The following is a 12866-nucleotide window of genomic DNA, read 5'->3' as shown; positions in this document are numbered from 1 at the left end:
AGCGGTGCTTTAACGCCCCAGATAGCGGAAAATCTCCACACCCCCTTCCCGGTATATCCGCTCAATGCACTTAAGCTCTTCGGGGTTCAGGGAGCCGATGGCTCTCTCGTAGGGGCCAAAGAAGATGAAGCTGATGCTGTAACCTTCAAGAAGGGCGCACTTTTCTTCTCCGCTAAGATTGCCGAAGAAAGCCTGAACTACCTCCTTCTTTCTGGCGAAATCTACCGTTTCCATCTCATGTCCCAGGAAGGACCGACGTCCAGTCCGGGCTGGAATGAAGTTACCTGTCCGGTAGGCTGAAAGGGTTATTTCTTCGGGAGCGGAGTGGGCTCCGAGCCAGTCCACAGCTTTCACTACTTCCACAGGATAAAAGGAATCGGGATGACCTGTCACCAGGTTGTAGAGAGCCAGGGCTATGAGCACAAGATTTGAGACGGAGGCAAAGACCACCAGGGCGAACCTTAAGGTTCTGGCTTTCTCCTTAAGAGCCCCCGGTAGGAGGGGTTCCAGGACGTTGTGCCATCCCCGCGAGGCCAGAATGCTACCGGGCAGCATCCATCCCAGAGTGAGGCGGCGCTGGAAGTTCCAGGGACCATAGGCCAGAGCCAGGGTAAGGATGGCCCAGAGCAGAGGAAAAGCCTTTTTCCTGAAGGGCACAGTGGGGGCAAAAATTCCCAGAAGCGCCAGAAGGCCCACCAGCCCTGCCCCCAGCAGGTAATAGTGAGGGGGAGGGGAGAGGGTTATATTCTGGGATGTCCACCCGGAAAAAACGGGATCGCGGGTGAAAAGGAGGTAGCAATAAAGAACATAGGGAATCTGAAAGAGAAACATTAGCCCCAGGATGGCGAACTTCCGGAAAGGGATATGTCCTTCGGCGATGGCCTCTATAGTCCAGAAAAGAGCCGGCACCAGGTTCAGGATAAGGGGCATGTAGGGGTGGATCAGGGTAAGGGCCAGGCCGGAGAGAGCTGCTCCCAGGGCCTCCAGTGGTCCCAGACCCTTCTTCTGCCTTAAGAGTAGGATCCAGGCTGCAAGCATGAAAGAGATGGAAAAAGAGAAATGGGGGAAAGCCATGATGGAGAAAAAAAGGTAGAAATCACTGAGCCAGAAATCTATGGGATAAAGGTCTGGCGGGAAGAGAGGCAGGAGAAGCCACCCTAACCCCGAGCCAAGAGAAGCCATGAGGAATGCCGTCCGGCGCCATTCCTTCTCTTCCAAAAAGAGGGCTATGAACCTGTAAGCCAGAACCAGAACCAGTATACCTCCTGAGAGCCTGGCCAGATGGTAGGTCCAGGCCAGGTCCAGGCGGAGGGCTCGAGCTAAATGGCCTAAGGAAAGGTAAAAAAGGTTAACGAACTTCCCTTCGTGAGGCTCCGAAGTGAACAGAAGCTTCCACCGCCAGCTGCCCTGGTAACCCTGTTGCATCTTGGCTAAGTGGCTGTTGTAATCGCTCAGATCGTAAATAGCGCCGGTAAATGCTCTCTCAGGCGTGGATAGCAGATATCCTGCCAGGTAAGGGACAGTGGTCAGAATTACGATAAAAACCGAAGCCGTCACTGTCCAGAGCCACTCGTCCCTTCCCACCCCCTGCATAATTCCAGGGGGATTACCGCCTGTCCATCTTCTCGCCCTCGCACTTTCAATCGTTCCCCTGTGTCCCATCGGTATATCCCTACAGCCAGAGAGAAAGGTCCTTGGGGCAAATCAGGGCCAAGAACCATGGGGTATCTATCCTTCAGGAGCTCACCTGGAGCCCATGAGGAAGTGGGTCTTTCGCCGTTTAGAGGGGGCTGATCGCGCTGAGCCCACTTTTTGCCCTGCGCATCCAGAAGGTGCACAAAGATGGAATAATCTCGGTCAAAAGGCCTCAAAGCCTGCCAAAGCAGTTCAATCTCCAGTCCGCTGCCTGGTGCTGGCTTCCCTTTTATTTCGCACTCAACAAGTATTGCGTTGTCATTGCCTATCACAGCTAAGGGCTCGTAGCGTGGGGTAAAAGGCACAAACTCAGGCTCAAGGTAACGGTAGCTTCCCAGCAGAGCCAGGATGGCCAGGCCAGCCCATACAGGCCAATCCTTTAGGGAAGGGATGTACTTGAGGGAAAAGCCTCCCAGCAGAGCCAGGCCCAGGGCGGCAAACCCCAGGATTTCCCACGGATATCGGAGGAGTTTCCAGCTATGGGTGAGTTTCCAGAAGGTAGAAGCAATGGGCATAACTAAAATCACTGGGGTTATAGCCAGAGCCAGGGCTAAGTTTCCCTCTCTATCTCTAACCTTTGCCCAGCCTGGCAAAGCCAGAAAGGCCAGAGTCAGAGGCACAACTCCGAGCTGGAAGGGCATTTCTTCAATCCATCCCGGAGAACTTGCCTTTACCCCCCACCACGCTGAAAAGAGCTGGAAGGGAAGAACAAAGTGAGCGAAGAATTCTTCATTGGGCTCGAGCAAGATTCCCCGGTTCAGGGCGAAAAAAGCCCATAGGGATGGCAGGGAAAGAGGGAGGAAAGTCCAGCGCCGGTAAATTGCGCCGCAGGCCAAGCCTGCCATCAAGGCGAAGATAGCCAGACCCGGGTGCGCCATCAAGAGCAGAAAGAATACAAACAGGGCAGCAAGGCTAGCCCAGGGGTCTCTTTTATCCCAGCTGAGCGCTGCAAGGAGCCAGGGAAACAAACCCCAGAACAGGGGCTCTGCCAGCTCCCCCTTCACATAAATTACTGCCAGCACGAAAGGGGAGTAAACATAAAGGAGCGAAGCTAGCAGAGCGACCATGGGACCTTCTTTACAGGATTGGAGGAAAACCCCCGTTCCGGCTAAAACCAGACTAAGAGCCCATATGGCTTTTACTGCTTCTGGTCCTGGAAGGCCAGCCCTGCAGAGCAGGGAACCCAGCCAGCAGGCTAGGAAGCCCCCCTCACTTAGGGGGTTCCAGGTCCAGTCCGCGACCCTGTAGGTGGGGAGGAATGTGGCCAGGGTGCGGATGAAACCGGGATAAGTGAGGGGGGCAACTGCCGGGATGAGGAGGGCAGCCAGGATCAGAGGGCTTCTCCTCAAAGTATCTCCTCCTCCACCTCGGCTATGGCGCTTTCCAGGATTTCCAACCCCTCGTCCATAAGCTCTTTGGTTATAACCAGAGGAGGCATTATTCTTATGGAAGTCAGACCGCTGCCCAAGATAAGCAGGCCCTTCTCAAAAGCCCGGTAGAGAACCTTGTCTCTTACTTCGGGTATGGGCTCACGGGTTTGGCGGTCCTTTACCAGTTCAATCCCTATCATCAGCCCTTTCCCTCGCACATCCCCGATAATGGGGTGCCTTTCGGCTATTTGACGAAGGCGCTCAAGAGCGTGTTGACCTACCTGAGCAGCGTTCTCCATGAGCCCGTTCTCAAGGAGTTTTATGGTAGCCAGAGCGGCGGCGCAGGCGAGAGGATTGCCACCAAAGGTATTGCCATGGGCTCCTGAAGGCCAGATCATGAGGGATTTGCGTGCCACCATAGCCCCGAGAGGCAATCCTGAAGCTATCCCCTTGGCTATGCAGACGATATCTGGCTCAACTCCCCAGTGCTCAATGGCGAACATCTTGCCTGTGCGTCCCATTCCGCTCTGGATTTCATCTACTATGAGGAGGAACTTGTATTTATCGGCCAGAGCTCGCAAGCGGGGGAAAAACTCAGGGGGTGGAACTATATATCCGCCCTCGCCCTGGATTGGCTCTACAAAGACGGCCGCAAATTCATCTCCTGGGGCGTATGTCTTGAAAACTACCTCTTCAATGAATTGCACACAGTAAAGGTCGCAGGAAGGGTATTCTTGGCGAAAAGCGCAGCGGTAACAGTAGGCATAAGGGACGTGAATTACCCCAGGGACAAGGGGGAAAAAGCCTCGCTTCTGGACAGCTTTGGAACCCGTCAGGCTCAGGGAGCCCATGGTGCGGCCGTGAAAGCCACCTATGAAGGCCAGCGTCAGCGGTTTCCTGGTTACATAGCGGGCGAGCTTGAAAGCTGCTTCTACAGATTCAGTCCCCGAATTGGTGAAGAACACCATGGCTTCTTCTTCCATCGGGGCGATCTCATTGAGTTTTTCCGCTAACAGCACCTGAAGGGGGTAATAAAAATCCGTGCCGGCCATGTGGATGAATTTCTCAACCTGATCTTTTATAGCCTGGACTATTTCGGGGTGGCAATGGCCTGCCGTCACTACTGCAACCCCAGCGTTGAAATCAATGTACCGATTTCCATCTACATCCCAGACCTCAGCACCGAAGCCTCTCTCCATTACAAAAGGGTAAGGGCGAGTGTAAGAGGGGGACAGGACCTTATGGTCTCTCTCAACCCACTCTCTGGCCTTGAGTCCAGGTCTCATAAAACACCTCCTTTGCTCAGGTTTCTATCTCTTCGGGCTTGAATAGGGGTAGAGCCCCTCGCTTTTTCGGCCCGGGGGGAGATTTGGGCTCTTTGTCTGCGATGGCTTTCCCTCTAAAGCTTCCATCCCACAGCCTGACGTTAAACTTATCGCCTGGTTTAACCTGCTTTACGCTTTTTATTATCCTCCCCTGTCTGGAATAAACCAGAGCATAGCCTCTCTTTAGAACCCCAAGGGGATTGAGGGCCTCCAGCTTTTCCTTTAAGGCCTCAACTTTGCCCTTCCTCATCGCTAAAGCGGTAAGGGAACTCTGGCTCAAGCGTGCTTCAAGTTCATCCACTTGCTGGCGCCAAAGGGTGACTTTTGTCAGGGGAGAGTAAGCTGCAAGAGCTCTCTTTTCCCTTTCCACCTTTTGCTTTGCTTCTTGAAGCTTATTATGAAGGGCAAGTTCTAACCTTCTCTCAAAATTTCGGATGTGTTGCCGGAGCTCTTCCCGGTCGGGGACGGCTATTTCTGCAGCTGCTGAGGGGGTTGGTGCCCGGAGGTCAGCGGCCAGGTCGGCCAGGGTGTAATCCACTTCATGGCCAACGCCACAGACGATCGGAATGTTTGAAGAGGCCACGGCTCTTACCACCTGTTCATCGTTGAAAGCCATAAGTTCTTCAAAGGATCCACCACCGCGCGCCAGAATTATCAGGTCCACCTGTCCCCAGGTATTAAGGAGCTGAAGAGCTCTGACGATGCTGGAGGGGGCTTCTTCTCCCTGGACCTGGGCCGGTGAGAGAATTATTTCGGCCAGGGGGTAGCGTCTGCCTATAATCCTGAGGATATCCCTTATAGCTGCTCCGAAAGGCGAAGTAACAAGCCCGATGCGCCAAGGGAACCGTGGTAGCGGCCTTTTGCGGCTCTGGTCAAAGAGCCCCTCTTGGCTCAGGCGAGCTTTCAATTGCTCTAGCTTTACATATAAAAGACCTATTCCTACGGGCTTTATCTTATCAACGTAAAGCTGGTAAACCCCTTTCGTGGGGTAAATGTCCACATAGCCATGGGCTATAACGTGGTCGCCATCGGAAGGGACATAGGAGAGGGACCAAGCTGATTCCCGCCACATGACGCACTGAATTACGGCTTTTTCGTCCTTGAGGGAAAAATAATAATTGCCGGAAAGAGCCGGGGAGAAATTGGAGATTTCCCCTTCGACCCAGACGTCCTGAAGGGTGAAATCGGAATTAATCAAGAGCCTTATGTGTTCCGTGAGTTCCGAAACCCTCAGGCATCTTACTTCTTCCAGCAAAATTCATTCCTCCTCAAGGTACATAGGCATAACTACGTGGATGAATTCTTCCCCATCGGCCGGTTTGAGGACTCCGGGGCTTGAGGAGGTGGTGGCCTCTAAGGCTACCAGATCTTCTTCCATCACCGAAAGGGCCTCTATAAGATATTTCACGTTAAAGGCAATTTCCAAAGGCTCGCCCTGTACCCTGGCTTCCACCTGGCTTACATTATCCCCGAACTGGCGGCTTGTGGCGCTTACGGTGAGGGAACCCGGGAGAAGTTCTGAAGCTGGCGCTATATCCAGCTTTACCATGTTATCTCTATCCTTAGCGAAAAGGTGGGCGATTTTAAGGGCTTTGAGAAAAGCATCCCTTTTTATCACCGCCCTGGTCGTATATTCTCTGGGGATCAGGGCCCGGAAATCGGGGTATGTGCTTTCTATCAGCTGAGATAGAAGCTCAATGGCCATAAGGGGGCCTTCGGGTCGTCCTCTCAGATGGAAGAGGATTTGATTTCTGCCCTGGGGAACGAGGATTTCAATTGGCTGGGATTCGTCGGCTTCGGAGGCGATACGGGCCAACTCATTGAGGGCTCTGGCCGGGATTATAACTTCAAGGGATTCTTCCACGGGGTGAGGCAGGGTTACATTCCTCACTGACAAACGATATCCATCCGTAGCGGCGAGAGTTAGCCGGTCCCCTTCCAGAGAAGTGAAAGCCCCGCTCAGAAAGGGGTGGGTTTCCTCAGAGGCAGCGGCGAAGGTCACCTGTTGGATAACCTTACGTAAAGTTGCTGGCCTCAGGGGGGTAATAATCCGGGTGCTCTGGCCTTCCAGCCTGGAAGCTGTCATTACTTCTGGAAATTCAGTGGCATCTATCCCTCTTATGTTGGCTTCAAAGCGGCCGCATCGGATATTTAGGGTCTGAGTTCGGACGATCAATTCAAGCTCTACGGGCTCGGAAGGAAGGGAATCCACAAAATCGGAAAACAAGCGGGCGGGGACGGTAGTGGCTCCTTCTTCTTCGATACTTGCTCCTATCCAGCATGTTATACTTATATCCAGGTTTGTGGCTGAGAGCATGAGCCTCCCCTCTCTGGCTTCCAGGTAGACATTGCTGAGGACAGGTAGGGTGCTGCGGGTGGCTACGGCTTTCTCCACAATTGAAAGAGCTGTGGAAAGATTATCCTGAAGGCAAATTAATCTCACGGCCAATCCCTCCCGAATTTTTCGGCTCATTATACCTTAAAGGTCCAATATTGGCAATCAAGTGCAGTTCCTAGGGTGGGGGTCCTCGCCGGAATGGTAAGGGTGGGTAGCTTTACATAAATTAACACTCCCTGTTTGAAAAATAGTGAGGTGAGGCAACAGGTTCCAGCAGGGTGAATGGAACAGAGCCAGAGGGATGGGGAAGGTCAGCGGGAGGGAGGTGATTTGGGGAAGGGGGCGAGCTGGCAGTTTTCAGCGGGGCAGGTGGGAGAGGGCCAAGGGTGGAGGGGCATTGAGGTAAATTTACGATAAGGTACATTATCTTAAATAATCTGAACCATCCAAAATCACTCGCTTGGCCCCGAGGACAGGCCAGATAACCCGCTTCGAAGCCCAGGTCTCAGGCTCCAGACCAAACGCATCGGGAGGCTTTTGATTGTAGAAATCGGCGAAATTCGGGCTTAATCCCCTCCCCGGAGGCATCTATTTATAGCCAGAGCCCCCAGTAAACTCATTTTAATTTATGTAAAGATATCCCCTCCCCTACCCCCTCCAGCGGTGTGGCTTGACAGATGCACGCATTTGCAGTTTAATTTATTCAGCGTTCTAACTCATAGTTACAGAGCAAGGTGAGCCAATGCGTTTCTCTCTAACGGTAGGTTTGCACCGCCCAATTTACCTATGGGCTGGACCAGGCACAATCCGGATGAACCGCCTCAAGTTCATGGGGGCACCGGTAAATGAAGCAGTCCACCTGGAGGCTTACACTGATCAGGGTGCTAAGCGGGTGGCTGAAGAGGCAGCCTGCAATTGGGCCTACCTCACCTGCAATTGGGGATTTCCCCCTGAAGTGGAACAAGAAGATTGGGAAGTTTTTCGCCAGGCTGTAAAAGTCTATCACCGCCACGGGATCCAGGTCTTCGGTTACGTTCAAACCTCTAATTATGTAAACTCAGGATCGTTTGAAGGAAAAGACTGGTATGCCCGCGACCCTTATGGGCGCCCCTTTTACTATTACACCGGCCGCTATATGGTCTGCTGGCTTCACCCTGAGTGGAAGGAACATCTCAAACAGATGGTGCGCCGGGTTGTGGAAACCGGGGCCGATGGCGTTTTCTTTGACAATCCATGGATGGGGGCCCAGCCTTTCTTTTTCGGAGGTGTATGGCTCGGGGTGGCCGGGTGTCACTGCGAACGCTGTAAAAAGGCTTTCCGCCGCGATACTGGTCTGGAGATCCCAGTGACCATAGATCCCCTTCAGGAGGAAGTCCAGGCTTACCTGCACTGGCGTGCCCGGGTGGTCACATCCACTCTCCAAGAACTGGCTGAGTTCGCCCGTTCCCTAAAACCAGATGTGCTGATCAGTGCAAATAACTTTGATGCCGTAATGCGGCCCAGCTATCTCGTCCTGGGAATTGATCTTCCCGCACTGGCCAGAGTCCAGGACATACTGATGATAGAGGATTTCGGGTTGCCTCGCTGGAGTCCGGATGGAAAGAAGCGTCCTTTGCTGGTAAATAATACCCTGACTTTGCGGGTTGCCAGGGCTCTGGCTGGTCAGACTCCCATCAGCACCATACCTTACGATAAGGGGATCGGCTTTGATCCGGTTTATCCACCCCGGCGGTTCCGTCAGGCAATTGCCGAAGCCGCTGCCTGCGGTGCCATCGCAGTGATCAAAGGGACAGAATACGTGGAACGCAGGGTTTTTACCCTTCTAACAGCTGCGGAATATGCCCCTCAGCGGGAGGCAATTGGACACTACCATCGGTGGCTGGAAGCACATGCGGACCTCTATCAGGGGTGGGCGCCTGTTGCGCCGGTGGGCCTACTCTACCCTGGCGATGCTCTCTGGCAACAGTGGCCTGTGGTAGCTCCTCTCTTTTTCGGTGCAGCTCAAACCCTTACAGTTGCCGGGATCCCATGGCGGGTCGTGCGGGAGGAGGACAGCAAAGAGGGGCTGGAAGTTATTCTGGATGCGCGATCCCATGCAGTCTCCCACCCGGAGACCCACCCTCGCCGGGTAGCTCTGGCTGAGATCCCGGGCTGGTCTCCTCGGAAAACTTCCCTTCTGGAGCATAAGCCCTGGCTCAGGACTTTAACCCAATCAGTCGCTACCCGGTTGTATAGGGCTTACTTTGAAAGCCGAGGGGCTCGACGAATATTTGATCGTATCGGTATGGTGCGTTTATTTACCCAATCTCCTCACTTCCGCCTGCCTCCAGAGCCCTGGCGCCAGGCCCTCCTCAACGCTTTAGGGCCTGTATCGGGCCCGCGGGTTAAGGGGGAAAGCCCAGTCCTGCTGGAAATCTGGCGAAATCCTGAAACCGGAGCGAAAGCCTTGCATCTTGTCAATTATGCAGATGCCCCCCAGGAAGTACGGGTTCTCTTTGGCGAAGCTGGACCGGTGCGTATAATAACCCCCGAAGGGAAGTCCAGAGAAGCTATGGGGCCTGAGTTTACCCTCCCTCTGGACGTATACGCAGTTATATTGCTTCAGAAAACCTCTGAATAGGGGAAGCGAAATGCGTGTGGCTGTGCCTCTTGAGGATGGCTCATTGAGGGTGAACTTTCCAAATGCTTCCAGCCTTTATGATACGGGCAACCTGCATTTATTCGTGACCTTTGATGGTCTGGGCGGTGTGAATCGTGCTATTTTGACGGATGGGACTTTCCTTGGTCGGTGGAGCCTTCAGATCACTGCTGGAGGGCATCCCCTCTCTTTCCAGACGGCCCGCGCTCTCGGGCGCCTCTGGGAGTTAGAGGGGGAGGTAGAAGAGTGTCATGTTACTTTGACCTCGTTCCTTTCGGAAAAAGCTTCAATTTTTCAGCGATGCTCTCTGCATAACCGATCCCCTCAGCGTCAATCCCTGAAAATCCGGCTTCGCTGGTCTCCCCATCTGCCTGTTTCCTGGCGCGAGCGAACGCTTCATTTTCTGGCAAACTGGATCCCAAAGCTAATAGGAAAGAAGCAACTGTGGGAGGAGGGATGGGCAAAAGTTTTTTTGCCGTCTGAGGTGCGCTTGCGGCTTCAAGGTGGTCAGATTGAAGTGGAAGGCCCCCGGCGATGGCGGTGGGTATGGCAGGGAAACCGTGTTCCTGAGGAAATGCTCTGCACGGGAAAAGAGGTCGTCCTGGAATATGCTCTGGAAATTCCCGCTGGTGGTAAGGAGGAAATCGTATGGAGCCTGGGGCCGACATTGGAGGGATTGAACCATTGGGTGCGTGAGCTGGAGTCGGCGCAAAATTATGCCCGCTGGCTTCAGAGGGTAGCTTCTTCGGGCAGCGACCCATTGACCCGTTCTTTGATTGCGGCCGGGCTTAATACGGCCCTGAGCGTCTTTAAAGAATTAGGAGAAGATTTTGCCGGTTTTACAGCGGGACCAGAATATTTTTACCCACCCCGCCTCTATTTCCGTGATGGTTACTGGACAGCTCAGGTTGTTCTGCCCTGGCGTCCGGACCTGGTGAAGCGTCATCTTTTCAGTTTAGCGCGCGGTGTGCACTCCGACGGTCGTTGCCCCAGTGGAGTTTTCCCACCGGACCTCCTGGGAGATTTAATTGACTGGTTGCCAAACCATCTGGACTCGCCTTCATTTTTCGTCCTTCTTCTGGCCGATTACCTTCGCTTCACGGAGGACTGGGACATCTTGAAAGCGCCCGTTGGTGAAGGCAAGCATTCCCTGTGGATTCTGGCCCAAAAGGCTTTGGCTTATCTTTCTTCTCAGGACCATGATGGGGACGGACTCCTGGAGAAACCCTGGAAGCCAAATGATTGGGCGGACAATATCCGGCGCAGTGTCTGGGTAACCTACGACCAGGCCCTCTACGTGGCTGCTCTGCGGGCTGGGGCTGTTATCGCTTCTCGCATCGGACAGGAAGCGCTGGCAAACCACTACCGGGCTCAGGCCGAAAAAGCCCTGGAAGCCATGGACCGTTACCTCTGGATCCCCGAACATGGGTATTATGTAAACTACCTTCGTCCTGACTGCGTGGAGATGAACTTTTCTATTGATACCCTCATAGCTATTTACTTCGGGCTGACCGATGAGGAGAAGAGCTCAAGCCTTCTCAAGGCTGCCCGTCGCCTTCAGACCCGCTTTAACGAAGAGCAGCCCTTTGGGGACTGGGGTGTGATGTGTGTGTTTCCACCTTACCAGCATAAAAGGGACCTCTTTGGTAAAAGCGTTTATCCTTACTGTTACCACAACGGTGCTGATTGGCCTTTCTGGGACGGCGTGTATGGGGCGATTTTGCTGGAACAGGGGGATGAAGATGCCTGGTATGTGCTAACCCGATGGTGGAAATATGGCTTGGAGCGGGGATGGCTCACCCCTGTGGAGTATTATTCCCCCCCTTATCCCGAGGGGGGAAAGCTCCAGGGATGGAGCTCCATGCCAGCAGCAGCTTTGCTTTCACCCCATACTTGGACAATCCCCTCCCGGTTTCTGGGAGGAAGCAGAGGGTGAAAGCGGGGCTTTCGGGGAGCAGTGGACACTTTGCAAAATTTTAACCAACCGTTGTCGGCATTTGGGATATTGCTGATAGCCAGCACCGTCTCCGTTGTCCTGGCTTGGTTTGAACGAAGTTACGATGGCTATCTGCCAAATGTGGCCCAGCGTGACTCCGCGGAGGCATCTTAGTGGATGAGGCTGACGCAAAATTTTCCATGGAAGGCCTTCTGGATCGGTCCGCATCGCTCTTTTACCCTTCAAGGAGTCGCCGTGCCTTCGCCCTGTTGGTGGCTGTATAAAGAGTGGTTAGGCGGACATTCCGGATGACCTGACAACATCAAACTGAAAGATTGATTACCCTGACCATTTTTTTGTTGGATGCCTGGGTGAACCCTCACCGGAACTCGCTTTTACCCCTACGCCGACGCCTCTGCCGGCTATAGACTTAACCTTTAACCCTGACCGTATTGCTTCTGAAACCCGTGCCGTAGAGGTGAAAATCTTCAAATACAGCCCGAGAGGGGTTCCGGTGGAGCAATACAGTATCCCGCTAACTGAACAACCGGTTGTCCAGGAAATCGTCCGACTCTTCCTGACCGCTGCTTCCGGGGATTGCACAACAATCAGACCAGATCCTCAATCTTTGCCCTATGGAGTGGATTTGATCCTTTATAAGCGCCTGGATGTAGACCCCCGTAGTCCAGCCAGCGTTTCGGCGATGCTCGCTCACATACATTATAGCCCCGAAGGAGATTATATAAGCCTCTGTCGTCCAGGACTGCCCCTTCAGGAGTTTTGTCCCGTTAAGTCTTCGCTGAGGGAAATCCTTCGGCGCGAATTTAGAAATAGATAGGCTCCCTATGTATAGCTTCGGGACCCCAAATCGCCGAAGTCCGTGGGACCAGCCTTAATCTGCCACTGAAGGCAAAGAGGATCCATGCCTGGCTGGAAGCCAACCACAGATTGGGGCAAAGTCAAAATTTGCTAAAATTTGTGCGATATGTTAAAAAAAGACAGTTCCGGTAAAGAGGAGGCCCTATGGAGCAATTTCTGCAAAAAATTTACACGCTTATCAACCATCATTTGGCTTATGTCAAGCGACTGCGGCAATTTCTCGCCCAGGGTGGTGATTTTCAGCACTTAAGCGAGCGGGAGTGTGGGCCTTATATCAGGTCACGGACCTTTTGATTCTGCGTCTGACAAAGCTGGAAAAAGAACTGCAGAATCTATAGCTTCCTAAGATACGAGCTTGCCCGAAATGGAGGGAACTCTGGAGGTGTTACCACGATTTGAAGGCAGCAAAAATATTTCACACCTTCGTCCCCAGAGGAGGCCTGAAGCCATGGGCCCATGGGGAAGGAAGCTTACAAAATGAGGAGGAACCATGGAACACCCAAAGGAGCGCTTGGGTTTCTGGCGTATTATCGGCTATGGCCTGGGGGATATATACGGCGGTGGCTCTGGAGTGCTCATATCCTTTTATTACCTCATGTTTCTGACCGATGTGGTACGCTTGAGGCCAGGCTTGGCCGGGTTGGTCATCCTGCTGAGCAAGGTCTACGATGCTATAACCGACCCC

9 protein-coding genes are annotated in these 12866 nt (G+C 53.3%); 4 read left to right on the top strand and 5 right to left on the bottom strand.

All coding sequences use genetic code 11. The features are described 5' to 3' along the window. Positions 1–9: 9 nt before the first annotated feature. Genes NZ653_01545 through dnaN form a run of 5 tightly spaced genes read right to left on the bottom strand, consistent with a single transcriptional unit; the run spans position 10 to position 6863 of the window. Positions 10–1593: a hypothetical protein gene (locus tag NZ653_01545; GenBank protein ID MCS7285813.1), complete on the bottom strand. Its 1584-nt coding sequence runs from the start codon at positions 1591–1593 to the stop codon at positions 10–12. Beyond that, the gene (locus tag NZ653_01540) at positions 1554–3044 is read right to left on the bottom strand and encodes a hypothetical protein (GenBank protein MCS7285812.1); all 1491 of its coding nucleotides are present in this window, start codon (positions 3042–3044) and stop codon (positions 1554–1556) included. Before NZ653_01540 ends, NZ653_01545 begins: the two co-directional genes overlap by 40 nt. Next, positions 3041–4351, bottom strand: coding sequence for an acetyl ornithine aminotransferase family protein (locus NZ653_01535; GenBank protein MCS7285811.1), 1311 nt, complete (start codon positions 4349–4351; stop codon positions 3041–3043). Before NZ653_01535 ends, NZ653_01540 begins: the two co-directional genes overlap by 4 nt. A gap of 16 nt (positions 4352–4367) precedes the next feature. Then, the gene (gene xseA, locus NZ653_01530) at positions 4368–5645 is read right to left on the bottom strand and encodes an exodeoxyribonuclease VII large subunit (GenBank protein ID MCS7285810.1); all 1278 of its coding nucleotides are present in this window, start codon (positions 5643–5645) and stop codon (positions 4368–4370) included. A 3-nt stretch (positions 5646–5648) separates the two neighbouring features. After that, a complete protein-coding gene (gene dnaN / locus NZ653_01525; GenBank protein MCS7285809.1) occupies positions 5649–6863 on the bottom strand; it encodes a DNA polymerase III subunit beta in 1215 nt (404 codons plus the stop codon). Between the two features lie 607 nt (positions 6864–7470). Here dnaN and NZ653_01520 point away from each other — a divergent pair. From NZ653_01520 to NZ653_01505, 4 genes are all read left to right on the top strand, one after another. Continuing rightward, positions 7471–9348 (top strand): hypothetical protein, encoded by a 1878-nt coding sequence (locus tag NZ653_01520; protein ID MCS7285808.1) that lies wholly within the window; start codon positions 7471–7473, stop codon positions 9346–9348. Positions 9349–9358: 10 nt separating this feature from the next. Continuing rightward, positions 9359–11302 carry a GH116 family glycosyl hydrolase gene (locus tag NZ653_01515; protein ID MCS7285807.1) on the top strand — a complete coding sequence of 648 codons (1944 nt, stop codon included), beginning with the start codon at positions 9359–9361 and terminating at the stop codon, positions 11300–11302. 478 nt (positions 11303–11780) lie between these two features. Continuing rightward, positions 11781–12140, top strand: coding sequence for a hypothetical protein (locus NZ653_01510; GenBank protein MCS7285806.1), 360 nt, complete (start codon positions 11781–11783; stop codon positions 12138–12140). A 531-nt stretch (positions 12141–12671) separates the two neighbouring features. Beyond that, on the top strand, positions 12672–12866 hold a 195-nt coding region (locus NZ653_01505; GenBank protein ID MCS7285805.1), incomplete at its 3' end, for an MFS transporter.

This window comes from Anaerolineae bacterium (assembly GCA_025062375.1).
Taxonomy (GTDB): Bacteria; Chloroflexota; Anaerolineae; order SpSt-600; family SpSt-600; genus SpSt-600.
The sequence above is the reverse complement of the archived record's forward strand: the minus strand, read 5'-3'. Positions and strand labels throughout refer to the sequence as shown.